Here is an 18,476-nt window from a genome sequence, read left to right as displayed (position 1 = left end):
TGGGTGTGAGGCTCCGGCCACCGACACGTCGCCCCTGATACACGTCGTCCTGAATGAACGAGGTGATGAAGTCACCGGGACTGCACCGGGTACCGCCGAGGTTCGTATCGTTGCCGCGTCCCCGGCGGCGGCTCGCCATGTCGCCGATGTTCTCCGCCGTTGTTTGGCCGCTACTGAACCAGCGCAGCTGCCCCGCCGGCGCTGACGGCGGAACACGCCTCCACCTCACCGTGGACACCGCGCACATGGCGGAGTCGGCACGTCCTCGCTGGTGACCAGCCAGTCCTCACGGGAGGATCACACGCAGGCGGACGAAATGTGAGGCGATGGCCCATCGACCGGGGAACCACCACCCCGGCCGTACCGGTTCCCGCCGGTGCCGTCGGCACGGAAGGCAGGCAGCCATGGCGACACTGCACGAGCGGAAGCAGTACCGCGAGGCGATCATGAAGACTCTGTACGAGGCCATGGAAGGCAATCGACTCCTCGGCCTCACCGGGGCGAAGCTGCGCGACGGCCTCGCTGTGCCCGAGGAGGACCTGGCCGCCGCCTACACGTACCTGGCGGGTGAGGGACTGATCGTGGTCGATTGGACCCGAGGAAACACGCCCGCGATGGTCACGCTGACGCACAAGGGGATCCAGCTCATGGAGTCCGAGGAGGCGCGGGGCTGACACGACACGGGCGGCCCTCCGCCTCCGGTCGACCCAATGGCGCCCTCACACCGAAGGGCCATGGTCGGCGCGCTGGAAGCGGTCTGCGTGGACGGCGGACCGCGACTGGCCCACCGCCGACGCCACCGCGCTGAAGGCAAACCACCCGCAAGCCGCGTCCCCAACCTCACAGGGCAATGCAGCTAGGGCGGCCCGGCCCGGCGCTCAACCTGATCCTTCTCCGCGAGATATCACCGCCTCCTGACTTAATACCCGATATCGCCCGTATGTGGCATTACCTGAGCAGTGTTGGGCACTCGCCTTTAACGTGAGGGAAGAAGTGCGACAGACCGCCTACACCTCGGAAAGAGGTAACCGAAAATGACGGATACCGGACTGCCGAACCGGCCCGAGACCCCTCTTGCGGAGCCATCAGGCGAGCGGGGTGGTGGCCGCACGACGATCGCCGACGGTGTGGTGGCGAAGATCGCCGGGATGGCAGCCCGGGATGTGCCGGGCGTCCACGCGATGGGCGGCGGGTTCGCCCGTGGCATGGGGGCCATGCGGGAACGTATGCCCGGTGCCGGCGGGAAGTCGGTCACCAGCGGGGTGAAGGTCGAGGTCGGGGAGGTACAGACCGCGGTCGACCTGGAGATCGTGGTCGAGTACGGCGTATCGATCACCGATGTCGCGGGCGACGTCAGAGAGAACGTGATCGCTGCCATCGAGCGGATGACCGGTCTGGAAGTTGTCGAGGTCAACATCGCGGTCAGCGATGTGCATCTGCCCGACGAGGAAGACGAACAACCAGAGCGGCGGGTCGAGTAGCCGTGCACCTGCGGGCGGCGACGCGAAGGTAGCGCGGGATGAATCGCGAGATGAATGGGGCCGTGGTCGGCTTGATCGCCGGGATGGCGCTGGGCTTCGCCGGATACTTCGGCGGCTTCAGCGCGTTCTTGCTGGTGCTGGCGCTGCTTGCCGTCGGGTTCGTCGCCGGACGGTTCGCCGACGGTAACGGGGAACTCGGCGACTTCTTCCACACCCGCGAGCACGGCAACCGGCGGCGGTGACCCGTGACGCCGTCCAAACCCGCTGCTCAGGCGGTGGCGCCGGGCGCATGGGGCGCGACACGGATCACCGACGAGTCGAGCGAAGATCGCCTCGCACGCCGCCCGGGAGGCACTGGGTGAGCTCCCCCGGACCAGGCAGGTGCCGTCCGGGCACGCAACTGCGCGCGCAACGGTGCCGGTTCGTCCAGCAGACGGACGTGGTGCCAGGACCACGTGGTTCCTGAAGGGGAAGCCGGACGAAGCCGGACGCTGAGCGCCCGCCGGCTTAAACTCGAACATGTGAACGAAGGCATGCCGTCTCGCGGAGCTGCTATACTTCGCGCGCCGCATGTTCGTGCAGCAGGCGAAGGCTAATCTGGCCCAGCTCGACCGCTGGATCGCTGCCGAGGAGCGGCGCGAGGCTGAGCGACGGATGGGCGAGGCGCGCCGGCCCAAGCCGCCCGAGTGGCTGATGGAGCGGGGCATAGGGACCGGGAGCCCACGGGTGCGCATCCACAAGGGCGGCTGCCACATGGCGAATGGTGTCCGGGCGAAGCCGATCACCGAGGAGCAGGCGCGCAGGTCGCTGTACGCACACGTTGAGACTGCAATCCGGACACCGCGCTGCGGGTCATCCCGGAGTAGGCCCCGCCCCGCAAGCGGTAGCGCAGGCAACTGCGGGGCTCTCCGCGACGGCTGGTACGAAGAGCCCGACGGAGCTGTTGTCCCAACACCGCTTGATCCGAGTAGCCCTCGAACCACGTGTGAACCGTCTGTGCCGGCCGATCGTGGCCCGGAGGCTACGCGCTGCGCGGCCGCCGGGCCGACGTCTTCTTCGCCGCCGCCGTTTTCGTGGCCTTCTTCGTGGCCTTCTTCGTGGCCTTCTTCTCGGCGGTCTTCTCGGCGGTCTTCTCGGCGGTCTTCTCGGCGGTCTGCCTCGCGGTCTTCTTGGCTGCGGTCTTCTTGGCCGCGGTCTTCTTGGCCGCGGTCTTCTTGCGCGGCAGCTCGTGCACCTCGGCCTCGCCCGTCTCGCCGCGGGAGGCCTTCGCCCGGGCCAAAGACTCATTCAGCGCGGCCATGAGGTCCAGCACCTTGCCCGACTCGGCCTCCTGCTCCGGCATCTCCGGCGGCTCGCGGTGCTCCCGCTTGGCCTCGATGATCTGCTCCAGCGCCTCGGTGTAGGTGTCACGGAACTCGTCACCCTCAAGGTCGTCGCGGGTCATGGTGTCCATGAGGGCGAGTGCGCCGCGGATCTCGTTCTCGTCCACGTCCACGGCAGGCGGGGTGATCTCGGACGGATCGCGGATCTCGTCGGGCCAGCGCATCAGATGGAGGACGATCACGTCGTCACGCACTCGGAGCAGCCCGAGCCGCTCGCGACCGTGCCACGCCCACTTGGCGACCGCCACCTTCGCCGATCTGGCCAGGGCCTGTCGGAGCAGCTTGTACGGCTTGGCCGCGACCTGCCCGTCCGGGGACAGGTAGTAGCCCTCCCCGATCCGGATCGGGTCGATGGACTTCAGGGGGACGAAGGCGTCGATCTCAATGGCTTTGGCCGTGGGCAGGGGCAGATTGCTCAGCTCAGCGTCGCTGATCGGGATGACCTGTGTCTTCGACAACTCGTAGCCCTTGCCGATCTCGTCGTTCGTGACCTCGCGGTCCTCCAGCTCGCAGAACTTCCGCACCCGGACGCGGCCCATGTCCTCAAGGTGGTACTGGTGGAACCGCACGCTGTGGTCCTCGGTCGCCGACTGAACATTGATCGGCACCGTCACCAGACCGAAGCTGATGGCGCCGGACCAGATGGATCGGGGCATGGCATTCCTCCGCAACTACCCCGAGCTACACCAGGCTAAGAGCGCCACAACCGGCCCGCACGTGCACAGTTCCCTGCGGCTCCCTGCGGCTCCCCTGCGGCGGCCCTCGTCGAAGGTGTCGGCGTCACCGTGGGATGTGGTCGGTTTCCGGGGGCCCCGCCCATTCGATGAGGAAGAGTGTCGAGTCGTCGGTGGTGAGTCCTCCGCGCGCTTCCTTCAGGACGTTGGACAGCGAGCGTGTCATCGCGCGGGTTCCCATTCCGGTGCCCGCCACGCGGTTGACCCAGTCGATCAGCTGCTCCTCGCCGAACGGCTGCTCGCCGATCTCGTGCTCCTCGATGAGCCCGTCGGTGAAGCAGAGGACGCGGTCTCCCCGCTCCAGCGCGAGCTCGCTGACCACGGGTTCCTCGCCGCCGAACCCGACCGGCAGGGTGGTCGGGCCGCTCAGACGGCGGACGACCCGGTGACCACGGACGAGCATGGGTGCGGGGTGTCCGGCGTTGACCCACTGCAGGCGTCCTGTCGCCGTGTCGAGGCGCATCATCTGCGCGGTGACGAAGTGGTCGGGACCGAACTGGTCCGCGACGGCCCGGTCCATGAAGGAATAGATCTCGGGCAGGCCGATGCTGATCCGGCGGGCGTGCCGGTAGGCGCCGATGGCGACGGTCGCCATCACGGCGGCGCTCAGGCCGTGCCCCATCGCATCGATCATGGCTACGTGCAGGACGTCGCCGTTCAGGGCGTAGTCGAAGCTGTCACCCGCCACGTTGTACGCCGGCTCCAGGATTCCCGCGACCGACACGCGCGGCATGACCATCGCCAGCGGAGGAAGCAGCGACCACTGGATCTCCGCGGCCACACTCATCGGCTGTCGGCGCCGGGAGAGGAAGAACAGGTCGGTGTAGTTGTGCTTGGTGACCAGCATGTCGGCCACCACGCTGGCGATCCTGCGCAGCAGACGCCGATCGTCGTCGTCGACGCCGTCCAGGGTGGCGGCCATGACCCCCACCTGGTCCCCGCCGTCCAGCAGCGGCAAGAACACCCGTACACCGTCCTCGCGGGGAACCTCCAGGGGACGCCCCTCGAGGAATGCCCGGCCGACATCGGACGCGTCGATCACTTCCGGGTTCCCGGCGACCAGGCCATCACCGCGGAGCGGTGAGAGAACGAACTGACCGTAGTCCTGGAGCAGCACCGAGACATCGCGTCCGCCCAGCCTGCCGACCGCATCCGCGACGATGGGGCCGATGAGATGGGGCGGCAGTACATGGGCGCGGTCCAGCAGGGTCCCCAGAAGCTCCTCCCCGAAGGACTCCGACCGGTCGGGGGTGTCCTTCCCGGCGCAGAAGTGATCCACCAGAGTAGTCTGCACCAGGTGGTCCCTCTTTGTCCTATTGGTTCTATTGCTCTATCGGGATACCCGCTCTTCTCCGAGCCATAGGAGTGCCACACCCGGCTTCCTCCGGCCGCTGGGCGCAGCCGTGGCCGAACCTTGTCGTCCGCGGCGGACCAGGCACTCGCAGAGTTGAGTCACGCGTCCTGTTCACGGCAGGGCCCCATTGGGGTGGGTTTTCCTTTTCGCCGGTGCGGAAAGCGGCACATATGCGGGCAAGCGTTTATTCAGGGGCCTCTGTATCGGGTATATCGGGACCCCTGTGAATGAGTGAATGAGAAACAAAAACGGGGGGCCCGCACCTTGGGTGCGGGCCCCTCGTTTCGCGGTTCGCGGAGGTCAGGCGGGGACGATGTTCTCCGCCTGCGGGCCCTTCTGGCCCTGCGTGACATCGAAGGTCACCCGCTGGCCTTCCTGCAGCTCACGGAAGCCCTGGGCGGCGATGTTCGAGTAGTGCGCGAAGACGTCGGCGCCGCCGCCGTCCTGCGCGATGAAGCCGAAGCCCTTTTCCGCGTTGAACCACTTAACCGTACCGGTGGCCATGTCATAACTCCTCAGGCAGTGCTGGAGACTCGCACTTCGCAAGCCTCATCATCGCTGTGATGATCACCTGCCCGGGAAAAACCGACAGCAAAATGGCAACCACAACCGCAACTGCCACCAGCCTAGCACGGAACAAATCGCCGGCATGTGAGGAGAATCAACCGGAAAGCTCATTGGTAGGATACGCAGCAAACAGCCTTTTCCGGCGCCCGGTGAATTTCTGCTTCGCCGACGTCAGATTTTCAGTCGCCGCTCGTGTCGTCTCCCTCGGCCGCGCGGCGCAGCTCCTCGTTGACGCGCAGTGCCTCTTCCAGCTGGTCCTCCAGGCTGATGATGCGGCAGGCGGCGTCGATCGGCGTGCCCTGGTCGACCAGTTCCCGGGCACGGGCGGCGAGGCGCAGCTGATGGCGGGAGTAGCGGCGGTGACCGCCCCCCGATCGCGTCGGCGCGATCAGCCCGGCCTCGCCCAGCGCGCGGAGGAAGCCGGGCGTGGCACCGATCAGTTCGGCCGCCCTGCCCATGGTGTACGCCGGGTAGTGGTCGTCGTCGAGCCGGTCGGCGGCTTGCGGTCGGCTTTCGGGGCTCGATCGGCTTTCGGGGCTCGATCGGCTTTCGGGGCTCGGTGAGTTTTCGGCGCCCGGCCCGTCTCCGGCGCTCTGCCTGCTTCCGGTGTGCGGCCTGCTCTCCGAGGGCATGCGTCCCTTTCCGCGGACCGCCGAGGGCACGGCCCGCCACGGGGAGTTGTTCCCCTGCGGAGAACTTTAGTCGCGCCCCCGGAATATCTGCTGCGGCGGGCACAGAAGTCCTGGTCGCGGTCGCGGTGGCAGTTTCCGGTGGCGGTTCCCGTTCCGGTTTCCCGTTCTGGTTTCCCGTTTTGGTCAGGGGCCCAGGACCAGGACCCGCCGTAGGGCGGGCTGCAGGGTCCCCCGGCTGTCGTCGTCAGCGACGCACCGCCATCCCCATGACCGCAGCGCCTCGAACGTCTCGACGTCCGTACGGTGCACCAGCGTGACGCCGAGAGCAGCGCCGTGGTCGGTGAGCAGCCGCCTCTGCAGCCGGCGGGCGAGGTTCCAGTCCCGGCTCTGGTACCGCATGCGCACACTGGGCTGGACGAGGATCTCGGGGATCGCGAAGAGCCGCCCGGAGACGGCGAGCCGGAGCAGGTTCACCGGAAGGTATCCGTCGAGGCCCTCCCACCAGGGTCCGTCCACGCATACGGGGAAGCCGTACGCGCATCCCGTCAGGACGGTGTTCTCGGCGATCAGCATCGCGAACCCCGGTCGCCGTACGTCGACCGCCAACCGCCGCAGGAAGGCGGCGCGGGCCTGGTTCCACGCCCATGGATCGCCGCCCGAGGTCTCCGCGTACAGATCGCCCAGTTCCTGCAGGCGGTCGACGACCTGGCACCGCGTCAGGGGACGGACTCGTTCTCCGTCCCAGGGGGAGGGGCCCCGTTCCCTCCGCCAGTCCGGCGCCTTCACGGTCATGAGGCGATCCCTGCCCCCGAGTGCGGACGGATCCGCCCCGGCATCATTGATCGCCGAGAACGGCACCAGCGGCGGAGCCGGTGCGCGGGAAACCCTCGGTGACTTCACCGTACTCCTGGATACTTCTGGACTCTTCTCACCGGCGTGCGCCTGCGCGGGATGCACAGGCGGAAATGCCGTACGGCCGCTGCGGACCGCGCGGGAGTACGGTGGACATGCCGGTGGGTTCCCCGCACACCGGCTCCCGCGCCGGTCTCGTCCTCGGCGAGATACCAACGGCCACAGAGGTGACCCCATGCAGCACGCGAAAGCGGGCGGCGATTCGCCCATGGACAGGCTGGCCGAGGTGCGTATCGTCGCGGCGCGTCCCGACATCGCCCAACGGGTCGCGCAGGTCCTGCGCCAGAACTTCCGCTGCGACGAGCCGCGTAGCTATCCCACGGGCGCGGACGGAAGCGGCACCCTGGTCCACCTCACGGTCGACACCGGGCACGCCGCCGAAGGGCAGCCCGCCGAGTCGCCCTGGCTGATCACCAGCCGTTCCCAGGCGCGGCGCACCCACACCGACGAGCCCGGCTGACCGCCGCACACGCCCGGGGGCCGCATGCTCGTCGCCGGGCCCGGCGACGAGGTGGGAAAAAGGTAGGAGAAAGGGCCAGGAGTGAGGAGTAGCGTGGGCACGAGGAAGCCAGATTCCGCCCCGACAGCCCCGCCGACTCGCCGCCCGCCACCGGCAGGCCGCCGGAACGCACAGGCAGGTGAGCGCGATGCCCGACTCCGACCCGCCGCCCGGGACAGGGCTCCTGCAGGACGGCCTCCCATGGCCCATGCGCCCGGGAACGGCTCTTCTGCGCCTGATGACGACCGATGACCATCACGGGATCCTCGACGGTGCATGGTGGCCCAGGTCGAGGAACATTGCCGCCGAACTTCCCGGCCTGATCACCGCGCTGACCGAGCGCCTCGGGCCGGTCGTCCGGATCGGCGTGGACTCGGACGCCTGGGACTGGCTGCCTACGCGGATGATCATCGACGACCAGGTGGTGCACATCGACGCGTTTTCTGTGGGTGACGGCACCCTCCTCGTCACCCACGGCAACGAGGAGCTCTTCTCGCTGCTCGTGATCCCGCCGGACGCGCCGCCCGACGCGGCACATGCCGCGATGGCCGAAGCGCTCCGTACCGACAACCGCAAGCAGGCCGAGCAGATCCTCCTCGACACCGGCAGCGAGCACGCCCGCCCGGCCTTCGTGGAAGGCCCCCGGCAGTCAGCCGGTGACCCGTGACCCGCGCCGCCCTCAGGGAGCGCGGGTTCGGTCCGTCCGCGTCGGGCGGGACGGATTTCGTCTGCGTCAGGCAGGACGGATTTCGTCCGCGTCAGGCAGGACGGATGTTTTCCGCCTGCGGGCCCTTCTGACCCTGCGTGACGTCGAAGGTCACCTTCTGGCCTTCCTGTAGCTCACGGAAGCCCTGGGCGGCGATGTTCGAGTAGTGCGCGAAGACATCCGGCCCGCCGCTGTCCTGCGCGATGAAGCCGAAACCCTTTTCCGAGTTGAACCACTTCACGGTTCCGGTAGTCATGCCATTCTCCTTCGGGGCCCTACAGGGGGCTTCACACCGTGTGAAACTCCCACGTCGCCGCGATGATTGCCCCGCCCGGGAGAAGAGACCGGGAAATTCGGAGACGCGCCGCCGAACCGGACCGGCAGCGACGCTCGAAATGCGTGGGAAACCAAGACTGCAACTCCGAAGGACGCTAGCACGGAACGGGCGCGCGGGCCGGTCCGCTGCACGCCGACATCCACGCTTCAGGCGACGTGCCCCGCGGCCCCGTCCATGAGCCGCCCGGCCTCCGCCTCCGTGGCGGCGGGCGGCACCACCAGCAGGTCCCACCGGCCTCGGCCGGACGCGAGCAGGCAGACGGTGTCCAGCGCCCGCGGCGAGTCCGTCCGGCGCACGTGCACCACCTGGCCGGCAACGAGGATCCGCCCCGGGGGCGCGGGCCACGTGGCCCCGCTCACGAGGACACTGTTGATCCGCCCCCAGATGCGCGACAACTCACCCAGCAGGATGGGTAGTTCGGCCGTCAGATCGTACGACCGCGGCCACCAGGCCCCGTCGATACGCCGGGCCGTACGGCCGTACCGGGACTGCCGTGCCAGCTGCAGCCGGACGGTGGACGGGGAAGAGAGCGGGGGCGGCGGCGGGAGTTGCGGGGCGGTCGACATGGGAGCTCCTGCTGGGCCGGGAGCCCAGGGGTAGGTGCGCGACGCGGACAGGGCGGTCGAGGTCCGGCGGGGACCGGGGAAAGTACGGCCGTGGCTCGACGTATGCGCCGATGCGGCCGACGAGAGCGGAGCCCGCCCCGGGCGGCTCGCCGCCCGGTGTCGTCGGTGCGCCGAGGACGAGACCGGTCCGGGCACCGGTGTGCGACGTACCCTCGGTACCTCTACCGTACCCCCGCAGTGGAGGGCGGACGGCGCCCTGCGGAAGGCGGCCGCCCGATCGAGTGCGGCGTACACTGTGCGGCCGCCCTTGACCCCGGCCCTCTCCGTGCAGTCCTGCTTCGCGCAACAGAGGCCCAGCGCACCAGCCGAGCATCACCACAGGCAGAGGAGATGGGCGTGCGCCCGCATCCGGAGTTCTCCGACCCGCCCGAGCTGTTCGAGGAGTGCCGTGTGGTCCGGGCCCACGGCGAACTGGACCTCACGACCGTGCCGGCCGGCCTTCGCCCACACCCTGGCCGACGCCCGCTCGGGGATCGGCCGCCGCTTCCTCATCATCGACCTGAGCGACGTGACGTTCGTGGACGGCAGCGCCCTGGGCCCGCTGCTCGCGGCATGGGAGGACTGTCGCGCGCGGCACGGCTGGGCACGTGTCGTCCACGGCCGGTCCGGTGTCGGCCGGATGCTGTGGGCGAGCGGAGTGCTGCGCCGCTTCCCGCGCTACGCCACCGCCCAGGACGCCTGGCACGGGATACCCTCCGTGCCCGGTCCGTGGCGGTCCGGGTCGCGCTGATCCCGATCGCGCGGATCCCGGTCGGCCGCTCGCGCTGATCCCGGTCACGCGGATTCGGGTCGCGCGCTGATCCCGGTCACGCGGATTCGGGTCGCGCGCTGATCCCGGTCACGGCGAGACCGGTCGTGGCGAGACCGGTCACGGCGAGACCGGTCACGGCGAGACCGGTCATGGCGAGACCGGTCACGGCGAGACCGGTCACGGCGAGACCGGTCATGGCGAGACCGGTCATGGCGAGACCGGTCATGGCGAGACCGGTCATGGCGAGACCGGGATCAGCGGGACCGGGCGTCACAGCACGTCGGCCAGGCGGTCGACCTGGGCGGGGTCGAGGCCGTAGCAGTAGAGCATGACCTCGTCGGCGCCGAGGTCGGCGAAGGCCGTGAGCGCTTCGCGGATCGCGGTGGGCGTGGTGAGCATGCCGGAGACCATGCGGTCGGGCGTGCCCGTGAAGGTGTAGTACGCGTGCATGGCCGCGCGGGCGTCGTCGATGACCTGCTGCGGGCCCAGCGCGACGTTCACCTGGGCGACGATGCGGGGGTGCCGGCGCGGTCGTACTCCCTCCAGTAGCTTCGGACTCTGTCGAAGAGGCCCCCTGCCCAGGCGGGCGGCGCGGCGGCGAGGAAGCCGTCGCCCCAGCGGGCCACGCGTTCCAGGGCGGCGGGCTGGAAGCCGCCGAAGAGGATTTCGGGGCCGCCGGGGCGGGCGGGAGCGGGCCCGATCGGGCCGGCACCGTCGCCGTACGGTTCGCCGGACCACATGCGGCGCAGCACTGCCATCTGCCCATCCAGGCGCCGGCCTCGGGTGCGCTTGTCGATGCCCGTGACCTGGTGGTCGTCGTCCCGTCCGCCGATGCCCAGGCCGAGGACCAGGCGGCCGCCCGTCATCCGGTCCAGGGTGGCCGCCTGCTTGGCGAGCAGGGCGGTGTCGCGCAGCTGCGCGAGCAGCACCTCCGTCTGGACGCGGATGCGGGAGGTGGCGCCGGCCAGGACGGCGAGGGGGACCAGCGGCTCGGGGTTGTCGTACACGAGCCGGTCCAGCAGGCCGAGGGTGGTGAAGGGGCCCGCCTCGGCGCGCCGCGCCCAGGTGAGCAGGGTGACCGGGTCGCTGATGGGCAGGCCGATGCCTACGTTCATGAGGGAACCTCCGGTAGGAAGGGTCGGCTAGGACTACTGCCGCCCCTCCGGCACCTCGGCACTGCGGCAGCTCGGCGTGCCGGCGAGGTGGGACGCTCCCGCTCTGCGGCGTACTTCTGGGGAACGTCTCGTCGAAGTGGCTTCACCCTAGTAGGGCGCGTTGTCTTTGTGGGGCCAGTGGTTTTTCACTGGTTCCACGTCTCGTCGTACGGGTCGTGCGGCGTCGGTACCGGTCTCGCCTCGATGACGTTCAGGAAGGGGATCGGGCCGTTGTTGACCGGGTCCTTGGTCCGGCGTGCGGTGTACGTGCCCGTGACCTGCAGCCAGGTGTCGGGTTGCAGGACCGGGGGGATCCGGCCGGTCAGGGCGACCTTGACGGGCTGCGCGTCGGCGGCGCAGCAGTTGAGGGCCATGCGGACGAGGTACGGAGCGCCACTGTGGTCCAGGGCGACGAAGCCCGTCAGCTGGATCCGGCGGCCGGCGAGGGAACGGCCGTGGTCGTAGACCGCGCGCCCCGCGTAGTCGACCACACTCAGCCGGAGGGGGTTGGCGGCCGGCAGAGCGGTGTAGCCGTACGGCCGCTGGAGGGCCGTGCCCGTGCGGACGGCGGTGTACGAGCCCAGCGCCGGCGGGGCGACCAGGATCAGGGCGAAGAGGGGGAGGACGAGGAGCCAGGAGATGCGGGGTTCGCAGTGGCCATGACCATCGCCGGGCCGGTGCTCGTCGCCGTGGCCATGAGCAATGACGTGCCCGTACTCGTCGCCATGGCCATGAGCAATGACGTCCCCGTACTCGTCGCCAAGGCCACGAGCGGTGCCGTGCGCGCTGTCGTCACCGCCCCCCTGGGTGTGCCGCTCCCCGAGCCCGGCCTGCCGCCCCGCCCCCGCCTTCTTCCGTTCGTACCAGACCGTCATGAGCGCCGTGACGATCAGTACCGCGCCGGACGCCAGCAGCAGCGGTTGCAGGCCGGCCTTGACGTAGCGCAGGTAGAGGTCGGTGAGGCCCGCGTGCAGCAGGGCCGCGCCGACCAGGAACAGCATTGCCGCCTGGGCCTGCCGGTTCACAGGAGCACCGCCCCGGTCAGGACGGACACCAGCACGGCCAGGGTGAAGGTGGCGGGGGCGAAGCGCAGGGCGAAGCCGCGGCCGAAGGTGCCCGCCTGCATCGCGAACAGCTTCAGGTCGATCATCGGGCCGACAACGAGGAACGCCAGCCGGGCCGTGAGCGAGAACTGCGACAGCGACGCCGCCACGAACGCGTCCGCCTCCGAGCAGATGGACAGCAGCACCGCCAGGATCGCCAGCGCCAGCACCGCGACCACCGGGTTGCCGGCCGCCGTGCGCAGCCAGCTGGCGGGAGCGACGGCCTTCAGCGTCGCGGCCGCCATCGCGCCGACGACCAGGAAGCCGCCGGCGTGCATCACGTCGTGCCGGACCGAGCCCCAGAACGCCGCGCCCTTGCCCTGGCCGTCGTAGGAGGCGCGCGCGGGCGGGCGCAGCCAGTCGGTGCGGCCGAGGCGCTGCCACAGCCAGCCCATCGCGCACGCCACCAGCAGGCTCGCGGCGAAGCGGGCGAGGACCATCTCCGGGTTGCGCGGGAAGGCGACGGCGGTGGCGGTCAGGACGATCGGGTTGATCGCGGGGGCGGAGAGGAGGAACGCGAGCGCCGCAGCCGGGGTGACGCCCCGGCGGACCAGGGCGCCGGCCACCGGGACGGACGCGCACTCGCAGCCGGGGAGCACCGCGCCCGCCACCCCGGCGACCGGGACCGCGAGGGCGGGCCGCTTCGGCAGGGCGCGGGCGAAGAACGACGGCGGGACGAACACCGCGATGGCCGCCGACAGCAGTACGCCGAGCACCAGGAAGGGCAGGGCCTGGACCACCACGGCCACGAACACCGTCGTCCAGCTCTGCATGACCGGCGCGCCCAGCGCCCGGCGGATCGGGCCCTGTGCCACCACCACGACGAGCAGCAGCATGGTCAGGACGACGGGCGAGGTGAGATGCCAGCCGTCCCGGTCGGGCCCGTCGCGCTCCCCGGTCTGCGTCACCTCCGCGTCGCTGTGGTCCGCCCCGGGCGGGGCTGGTCTGATGATGGCCACGGGTGCAATACCTCCGGCGCGCTGCACGACTTCGTCTGCCTCCCCTTCAGTACGGCGGTCCGGGCACGCCCGTTCAGCGACGGCGGCCGTCCACGGGGCGAATGCTGGAACCACCCGTCCCGGTGAGGCAGTCTTTCCCCTCGTGGGGAGCGTTCCGTATCAGGGTGGTGCGCCGGGCGACGCGTCCGCGCACATGGTGGTGTGCGGGGACGACGGGCTCGCGCACCGGCTGGCCGCCGAGCTGCGCGGCGTGTACGGCGAGCAGGTCACGCTGGTCGTACCGCCCTCCGAGCGCGCGGTACGCCCGCCGGTGGTCGGCCGGGCCCGCGCGGCGTCGGCGCTGCTGGACCGGGTGGTCAGCGCGGCCGTGAGCCGGGCCGGGGGCAACGGCGGGACCGGCGGCAGCAGCAGCGGCAGCGGCGGTCAGTCCGCCGGCGCGGACCGCGTGGTGGAAGCCTCCGAACTGTCCGAAGCCGTACTCGCGGACGCGGGCGTGGAGCAGGCGGCCGCGCTGGCGCTCGTGTACGACGACGACGAGACCAACATCCGCGCCGCCCTCACCGCCCGCCGTCTCAACCCGCGGCTGCGACTCGTCCTGCGCCTGTACAACCGGCGGTTGGGGCTGCACATCGAGGAACTCCTCGACCAGGCCGCCGCGTTGGCGACCAGCAATGGGGACGGGAACGGGAACGGGGACGGGGGCGGATCCGGCTCCGGGTTCGACGCGTCCACGACCGTGCTGTCCGACGCCGACACGGCCGCGCCCGCCCTGGCCGCCAGCGCCGTCGTCGGCACCAGCAAGGTCGTGCAGACCGACGGGCTGCTGCTGCGCGCGGTGGAGCGGCCGCCGCCCGCGCCGGGGCAGGTCGCCGATCCCGGGCTGTGCACGCTGGCGCTGCTGTCGGCGACCAGCAGCGATCCGGCGGGCGCGGACGGGTCCGAGGGCAGCGGGGAGCGGGGGCCGCGGCTGCTGCCGGACGAGGCCGCGGTACGGGCGGCCACCGGACGCGGGACGGTGGTGCTGGAGCAGGTGTCGTACTCCGGTCCGCCGCTGTCGGCGGGGCGCGGGGTCGGCGTCGTACCGCCGTTGACGTCACTGTTCTCACGGCGGCTGCGGTGGTCGCTGGCGGGTCTGATGGGGTGCGTGTTCGCACTCGCGGTGGCGTTGTGGCTGGTGACCGGGATCCATCCGCTGGGCGCCCTCTATCTGACGCTGCTCGATCTCTTCGCGATCGACGACCCGGCCCTCGGGAAGTCGGTGGGGCGGCAGGTCCTGCAACTCCTTTCCGGGCTGGTGGGATTGCTGTTGCTGCCGGTGCTGCTGGCCGCGGTGCTCGAGGCGCTGGGCACGTTCCGGTCGGCGTCCGCGCTGCGCAAGCCGCCGCGTGGGCTCGGCGGGCACGTCGTGCTGCTGGGGCTGGGCAAGATCGGTACGCGGGTGCTGACACGGCTGCGGGAGCTGAACATTCCGGTGGTGTGCGTCGAGTCGGATCCCGAGGCGCGGGGGCTGGCGACGGCGCGGCGGCTGCGGGTGCCGGTGGTGCTCGGGGACGTCACGCAGGAGGGTGTGCTGGAGGCCGCGAAGATCCACCGGGCCCATGCGCTGCTCGCGGTGACCAGCGCCGACACGACGAACCTGGAGGCCGTGCTGTACGCGCGGTCGGTGCGGCCCGACCTGCGCGTCGTGCTCCGCCTGTACGACGACGACTTCGCGACCGCCGTGTACCGCACCCTCCGGGCCGCGCACCCCCATGCCCTGACGCGCAGCCGCAGCGTCTCGCATCTGGCGGCGCCCGCGTTCGCCGGTGCGATGTTCGGGCGGCAGATTCTGGGGGCGATTCCTGTCGAGCGGCGGGTACTGCTGTTCGCGGCCGTGGACGTGGGCGGGCATCCGCAACTGGAGGGCAGGACGGTCGCGGAGGCGTTCCGGCCGGGGTACTGGCGGGTGCTGGCGCTCGACACGGGGGTGACGGCGCAGGAACGGCGGGAGCCGGCCGCGGAGGCCGCGGCCGAGGATGCGGGGCAGGGTTCGGGACTGGTGTGGAATCTGCCCGGCACGTATGTCCTGCGGAGCGAGGACCGGGTGGTGCTGGCGGCGACGCGACGGGGGCTGGCGGAGTTGCTGGGGCGGAGGAGCCGGGAGCGAGCGGGGGCGTAGGGGCGGGCGGGGGCCCAGGAGCGCCCGCCCCTCCACCGGACTCGGTCGGGGGAGGGGTGGGGCCTCCCGTCCCAGTGGGCCTCCCCTCCCTCTACCCCGCGACTCACTTCGGCAGGTGCCGCTCCGCGAAGTCCAGTTCCAGGCGGACCTGTTTGATGCGCTCGTCCACCACTAGGGAGCCGTGGCCGGCGTCGTAGCGGTAGACCTCGTGGACGGCGCCGCGGGCCTCGAGGCGTTTGACGTAGTTCTCGATCTGGCGGATGGGGCAGCGCGGGTCGTTGACGCCGGCGGAGATGTAGACCGGGGCCTTGACCTGGTCGACGTAGGTCAGGGGGGAGGACGCCTCGAAGCGTTCCGGCACCTCTTCCGGCGTACCGCCGAGCAGCGTGCGGTCCATGGCCTTCAGCGCTTCCATCTCGTCGTGGTACGCCGTGACGTAGTCGGCGACCGGGACCGCCGCGATGCCCAGCGTCCACGCCTCCGGCTGGGTGCCGAGGCCGAGCAGCGTGAGGTAGCCGCCCCAGGAGCCGCCGGTGAGGATCAGGCGGTTCGGGTCGGCCAGCCCCGAGCTGATCGCCCACTCCCGTACGGCCGCGATGTCCTCCAGCTCGATGAGGCCGACCCGGTGCTTGAGGGCGTCGGTCCACGCGCGGCCGTAGCCCGTCGAGCCGCGGTAGTTCACCCGGACCACCGCGTACCCGTGGTCGACCCACGCCGCCGGGCCCGCGGCGAAGGAGTCGCTGTCGTGCCAGGTGGGGCCGCCGTGGATGTCGAAGACCGTGGGGAGCGGGCCGGTCGCGCCCGCCGGCTTCTGGACCAGGGCGTGGATGCGGCCGCCGGGGCCCTCCACCCACACGTCCTCCACCGGGACCGACTTCGGGGACTTCATGCCGGGCGGGTCCAGGACGACCCGGCCCGTCGTCGAGCGGACGGTGGGCGGCTCGGCCGCCGAGGACCACAGGTACTCCACGCTGCCGTCGGGGCGGGCCGTTGCCCCGGAGACCGTGCCGGGCGGGGTCGGGACCTTGACCAGCTCGCGGGTCGCCAGGTCGTAGCGGAACAGCTCGCTGCGGGCCTCGAAACTGTGCACGATGAGCAGGCCGGTGCCGTCGGGATACCACTCGGCGCTCACGTCGCCGGGCAGGTCCAGCGCCAGGTCCGTCTCCTGCCCCGTCGCGACGTCCCACACCAGCGGCTCCCAGCGGCCGCGCCTTTGGTGACCGATGAGCAGCCGCGTGTCGCCGTCGACCGGGGCGAAGCCGAGCACCTCCAGGCCCAGCTCGACGGTGCCGCCCTTGGTGTCGTCCAGCTCGGCGACCGCCGTACCGTCCGGGCGCAGGACGCGCAGCGCCGAGTGCATCGCGTCGCCGTGCTCCGTGTGCTCGACGGCGATCAGCGAGCCGTCGTGGGAGAGGTCGCCGACGCCCGCCGACTCGCGGTGGCGGTAGATCTCCACCGGGTCCTCGCCCGCGCGCGCGAGGTGGATCGTCGTACCGTCCTCGTCCGTGGAGCGGCCCACGACCGCCGTGCGCCCGTCCCGGCCGAGGGCAAGACCTGCCGGGTACGACGGGTGCAGACCGGGCACGGCCGTCTCGTCGGGTCCGCCGGCGAACGGCTGGCGGCGCCAGACGCCGAACTCGTCACCGTCCTTGTCGTCGAACCACCAGATCCACTCACCGTCCGGCGAGAGCACACCGTCCGTCGTGCCGTTCGGCCGGTCCGTCACCTGGCGCTGCACGCCCGTCGCCCGGTCCCACGCGTACAGCTCGTACGTCCCCGTCGCGTTCGACACGAACAGGGAGCGGTCCGGTGCGTCCTCCGCCCAGTCGGGCAGCGACACCCGGGGCGCCCGGAAGCGCTTCTCCCAGTCCGGCATCTCCTCGCTCTGGTCCCGCTGATCCCGCACGTCGGACCCGTTGCTCTCAGTCATGGACCCATACTGCCCGGCCCGTCCGACAATTCGCTGGCGAGGTCCTCAGCCTGTGGACAACTTCGACCCGGCTCTTCCGATCCCCTTACGTTTCCCGCCCGATCCGGGGACGACCGCATATCCACCGTCACCGACTTCTGGCCCGAGCCGTACGAGCCGCCCGCGGGGCGCGACCACCTGGCCGAGCGGTACTGACGGCCACGCCCACGCGGCCGAAGCGGTCCTCACCGGTCCGACCCCGCGGCCGGGCCACACCGGGCAGCCCCGTACCGTTGAGGGCGTGTACCGGTTTCTGCTGACGCCCCGCTGGTGGGGCCTCAACGTCTTCGTGCTGCTCGCCATCCCCTTCTGCATCTTCATGGGGTCCTGGCAGCTGAGCCGGTTCGAGGCGCGGGTGCAGGATCACCGGACCGCGAGTGCGCAGGCCGCGTCGGACCGGACGGAAGCGGCGCGTCCGCTCGACCAGCTGCTGCCCGTGGACAGGCAGACCTCCGGCAGGCAGGCCACCGCGACCGGCCGGTACGGCAAGCAGCTGCTGGTGCCGGACCGCGAGCTGGACGGCAAGCGCGGGTACTACGTGCTGACCCTGCTGCGCACCCACTCCGGCAAGGCGCTGCCGGTCGTGCGGGGCTGGCTGCCGGGGAAAGCGGACCCGGCGAGGGCCCCGGCTCCGCCCGCGGGCGAGGTCACGGTCACCGGTGCGTTGCAGGCGTCCGAGACGCCGGGGGACAACGGCGTCAGCGCCCAGGGTGGGCTGCCGGCCGGACAGACCGCGGCAATCAGTGCGGCGTCGCTCGTGAACCTCGTGCCGTACGACGTGTACGACGCGTGGATCACCCTCAACAAGGGCGACTCCGGGATGCAGGCGGTGCCGGCGCCGGCGCCGGACAACACCGGGCTGGACCTGAAGGCGTTCCAGAACCTCGGCTACACCGGGGAGTGGTTCGTCTTCGCGGGGTTCGTGGTCTTCATGTGGTTCCGGCTGGTGCGACGCGAGGCGGAGGCCGCCAGGGACGCGGAGCTGGGCCTGGTGCCGGACGAGGAGCATGCCACCGTCTGACCCCGTGGGCAGGTGAACCGTGGTTGCTGCCCGGGGCGGGTGCCCGGGGCGGGTCGGCGAACCGAGGTGATCACTCGCCCTGGAACGCCGCCGGCCCACCGGCCCGGTAGATCCGCCCCAGAACGCCGCCG

General features: G+C 70.9%; 18 protein-coding genes and 5 pseudogenes. 11 read left to right on the top strand and 12 right to left on the bottom strand.

Annotation, left to right across the window (positions count from 1 at the left end; genetic code table 11):
* Positions 1 to 49: 49 nt before the first annotated feature.
* The 5 genes and pseudogenes from ABZV31_RS24880 to ABZV31_RS24860 form a co-directional block, all read left to right on the top strand.
* Positions 50 to 322 (top strand): annotated as a pseudogene (locus tag ABZV31_RS24880) (hypothetical protein).
* 82 nt (positions 323 to 404) lie between these two features.
* Positions 405 to 674, top strand: coding sequence for a hypothetical protein (locus ABZV31_RS24875; protein ID WP_355897726.1), 270 nt, complete (start codon positions 405 to 407; stop codon positions 672 to 674).
* 360 nt (positions 675 to 1,034) lie between these two features.
* On the top strand, positions 1,035 to 1,481 hold the full coding sequence (locus ABZV31_RS24870) for an Asp23/Gls24 family envelope stress response protein (RefSeq protein ID WP_355897723.1): 447 nt from the start codon (positions 1,035 to 1,037) through the stop codon (positions 1,479 to 1,481).
* Positions 1,482 to 1,531: 50 nt separating this feature from the next.
* Complete coding sequence (locus ABZV31_RS24865) at positions 1,532 to 1,723, top strand: hypothetical protein (protein ID WP_355897778.1); 192 nt, start codon at positions 1,532 to 1,534, stop codon at positions 1,721 to 1,723.
* A gap of 328 nt (positions 1,724 to 2,051) precedes the next feature.
* Positions 2,052 to 2,237, top strand: a pseudogene (locus tag ABZV31_RS24860) (hypothetical protein); the annotation flags it as partial.
* A gap of 265 nt (positions 2,238 to 2,502) precedes the next feature.
* On the opposite strand, the gene ABZV31_RS24855 reads toward ABZV31_RS24860, so the two are convergent.
* The 5 genes and pseudogenes from ABZV31_RS24855 to ABZV31_RS24835 all read right to left on the bottom strand — a co-directional run bounded on the left by ABZV31_RS24855 (position 2,503) and on the right by ABZV31_RS24835 (position 6,942).
* Entirely contained in the window at positions 2,503 to 3,519 is a 1,017-nt protein-coding gene (locus tag ABZV31_RS24855; protein ID WP_355897720.1) for a Ku protein, read from the bottom strand.
* A gap of 124 nt (positions 3,520 to 3,643) precedes the next feature.
* Positions 3,644 to 4,876, bottom strand: coding sequence for a PP2C family protein-serine/threonine phosphatase (locus tag ABZV31_RS24850; protein ID WP_355897717.1), 1,233 nt, complete (start codon positions 4,874 to 4,876; stop codon positions 3,644 to 3,646).
* Positions 4,877 to 5,251: 375 nt separating this feature from the next.
* The gene (locus ABZV31_RS24845) at positions 5,252 to 5,455 is read right to left on the bottom strand and encodes a cold-shock protein (RefSeq protein ID WP_355897714.1); all 204 of its coding nucleotides are present in this window, start codon (positions 5,453 to 5,455) and stop codon (positions 5,252 to 5,254) included.
* 242 nt (positions 5,456 to 5,697) lie between these two features.
* A pseudogene (locus ABZV31_RS24840) lies at positions 5,698 to 6,033 on the bottom strand (MerR family transcriptional regulator); the annotation flags it as partial.
* Positions 6,034 to 6,333: 300 nt separating this feature from the next.
* The gene (locus tag ABZV31_RS24835) at positions 6,334 to 6,942 is read right to left on the bottom strand and encodes a hypothetical protein (protein ID WP_355897711.1); all 609 of its coding nucleotides are present in this window, start codon (positions 6,940 to 6,942) and stop codon (positions 6,334 to 6,336) included.
* Positions 6,943 to 7,237: 295 nt separating this feature from the next.
* Here ABZV31_RS24835 and ABZV31_RS24830 point away from each other — a divergent pair, with 295 nt between their 5' ends.
* On the top strand, positions 7,238 to 7,522 hold the full coding sequence (locus ABZV31_RS24830; RefSeq protein WP_355897708.1) for a hypothetical protein: 285 nt from the start codon (positions 7,238 to 7,240) through the stop codon (positions 7,520 to 7,522).
* Between the two features lie 277 nt (positions 7,523 to 7,799).
* Positions 7,800 to 8,228, top strand: coding sequence for a DUF5994 family protein (locus ABZV31_RS24825; RefSeq protein WP_355897706.1), 429 nt, complete (start codon positions 7,800 to 7,802; stop codon positions 8,226 to 8,228).
* 91 nt (positions 8,229 to 8,319) lie between these two features.
* Here the strand turns inward: ABZV31_RS24825 and ABZV31_RS24820 are convergent, their stop codons facing one another.
* Both ABZV31_RS24820 and ABZV31_RS24815 read right to left on the bottom strand, forming a co-directional pair.
* Entirely contained in the window at positions 8,320 to 8,523 is a 204-nt protein-coding gene (locus ABZV31_RS24820; protein ID WP_355897703.1) for a cold-shock protein, read from the bottom strand.
* Positions 8,524 to 8,750: 227 nt separating this feature from the next.
* Positions 8,751 to 9,170: a DUF5994 family protein gene (locus ABZV31_RS24815; protein ID WP_355897700.1), complete on the bottom strand. Its 420-nt coding sequence runs from the start codon at positions 9,168 to 9,170 to the stop codon at positions 8,751 to 8,753.
* A 448-nt stretch (positions 9,171 to 9,618) separates the two neighbouring features.
* On the opposite strand from ABZV31_RS24815, the gene ABZV31_RS24810 reads away from it, so the two are divergent.
* Positions 9,619 to 9,960 (top strand): STAS domain-containing protein, encoded by a 342-nt coding sequence (locus tag ABZV31_RS24810; RefSeq protein ID WP_355897698.1) that lies wholly within the window; start codon positions 9,619 to 9,621, stop codon positions 9,958 to 9,960.
* Between the two features lie 76 nt (positions 9,961 to 10,036).
* Here the strand turns inward: ABZV31_RS24810 and ABZV31_RS24805 are convergent, their stop codons facing one another.
* The 4 genes and pseudogenes from ABZV31_RS24805 to ABZV31_RS24790 form a co-directional block, all read right to left on the bottom strand.
* Positions 10,037 to 10,222 (bottom strand): hypothetical protein, encoded by a 186-nt coding sequence (locus ABZV31_RS24805; RefSeq protein WP_355897696.1) that lies wholly within the window; start codon positions 10,220 to 10,222, stop codon positions 10,037 to 10,039.
* Positions 10,223 to 10,251: 29 nt separating this feature from the next.
* Positions 10,252 to 11,096: pseudogene (locus ABZV31_RS24800) on the bottom strand (LLM class flavin-dependent oxidoreductase).
* A 185-nt stretch (positions 11,097 to 11,281) separates the two neighbouring features.
* Positions 11,282 to 12,160, bottom strand: coding sequence for a TIGR03943 family protein (locus ABZV31_RS24795; RefSeq protein WP_355897693.1), 879 nt, complete (start codon positions 12,158 to 12,160; stop codon positions 11,282 to 11,284).
* A complete protein-coding gene (locus ABZV31_RS24790; RefSeq protein WP_355897775.1) occupies positions 12,157 to 13,146 on the bottom strand; it encodes a permease in 990 nt (329 codons plus the stop codon). Before ABZV31_RS24790 ends, ABZV31_RS24795 begins: the two co-directional genes overlap by 4 nt.
* Positions 13,147 to 13,390: 244 nt before the next feature.
* On the opposite strand from ABZV31_RS24790, the gene ABZV31_RS24785 reads away from it, so the two are divergent.
* A complete protein-coding gene (locus ABZV31_RS24785) occupies positions 13,391 to 15,355 on the top strand; it encodes an NAD-binding protein (RefSeq protein WP_355897772.1) in 1,965 nt (654 codons plus the stop codon).
* A gap of 103 nt (positions 15,356 to 15,458) precedes the next feature.
* Here the strand turns inward: ABZV31_RS24785 and ABZV31_RS24780 are convergent, their stop codons facing one another.
* On the bottom strand, positions 15,459 to 17,285 hold the full coding sequence (locus tag ABZV31_RS24780) for a prolyl oligopeptidase family serine peptidase (protein ID WP_355897690.1): 1,827 nt from the start codon (positions 17,283 to 17,285) through the stop codon (positions 15,459 to 15,461).
* A gap of 114 nt (positions 17,286 to 17,399) precedes the next feature.
* On the opposite strand from ABZV31_RS24780, the pseudogene ABZV31_RS24775 reads away from it, so the two are divergent.
* A pseudogene (locus ABZV31_RS24775) lies at positions 17,400 to 17,480 on the top strand (nuclear transport factor 2 family protein); the annotation flags it as partial.
* Between the two features lie 85 nt (positions 17,481 to 17,565).
* Positions 17,566 to 18,345: an SURF1 family protein gene (locus ABZV31_RS24770; protein ID WP_355897687.1), complete on the top strand. Its 780-nt coding sequence runs from the start codon at positions 17,566 to 17,568 to the stop codon at positions 18,343 to 18,345.
* Positions 18,346 to 18,476: the final 131 nt, after the last annotated feature.

The sequence above is a fragment of the Streptomyces sp. NPDC005202 genome (assembly GCF_040608235.1).
Classification (GTDB): Bacteria; Actinomycetota; Actinomycetes; order Streptomycetales; family Streptomycetaceae; genus Streptomyces.
Note: the sequence above shows the minus strand (reverse complement) of the source record. Positions and strands in the feature narration are given on the sequence as shown.

Coding starts and splice junctions, on each gene's coding strand:
- ABZV31_RS24830 (WP_355897708.1), top strand. CDS start 7,238: ATGCAGCACGCGAAAGCGGGCGGCGATTCGCCCATGGACAGGCTGGCC.
- ABZV31_RS24870 (WP_355897723.1), top strand. CDS start 1,035: ATGACGGATACCGGACTGCCGAACCGGCCCGAGACCCCTCTTGCGGAG.
- ABZV31_RS24785 (WP_355897772.1), top strand. CDS start 13,391: ATGGTGGTGTGCGGGGACGACGGGCTCGCGCACCGGCTGGCCGCCGAG.
- ABZV31_RS24865 (WP_355897778.1), top strand. CDS start 1,532: ATGAATGGGGCCGTGGTCGGCTTGATCGCCGGGATGGCGCTGGGCTTC.
- ABZV31_RS24825 (WP_355897706.1), top strand. CDS start 7,800: ATGACGACCGATGACCATCACGGGATCCTCGACGGTGCATGGTGGCCC.
- ABZV31_RS24820 (WP_355897703.1), bottom strand. CDS start 8,523: ATGACTACCGGAACCGTGAAGTGGTTCAACTCGGAAAAGGGTTTCGGC.
- ABZV31_RS24855 (WP_355897720.1), bottom strand. CDS start 3,519: ATGCCCCGATCCATCTGGTCCGGCGCCATCAGCTTCGGTCTGGTGACG.
- ABZV31_RS24780 (WP_355897690.1), bottom strand. CDS start 17,285: ATGACTGAGAGCAACGGGTCCGACGTGCGGGATCAGCGGGACCAGAGC.
- ABZV31_RS24845 (WP_355897714.1), bottom strand. CDS start 5,455: ATGGCCACCGGTACGGTTAAGTGGTTCAACGCGGAAAAGGGCTTCGGC.
- ABZV31_RS24815 (WP_355897700.1), bottom strand. CDS start 9,170: ATGTCGACCGCCCCGCAACTCCCGCCGCCGCCCCCGCTCTCTTCCCCG.
- ABZV31_RS24805 (WP_355897696.1), bottom strand. CDS start 10,222: ATGACCGGTCTCGCCATGACCGGTCTCGCCATGACCGGTCTCGCCATG.
- ABZV31_RS24875 (WP_355897726.1), top strand. CDS start 405: ATGGCGACACTGCACGAGCGGAAGCAGTACCGCGAGGCGATCATGAAG.
- ABZV31_RS24835 (WP_355897711.1), bottom strand. CDS start 6,942: ATGACCGTGAAGGCGCCGGACTGGCGGAGGGAACGGGGCCCCTCCCCC.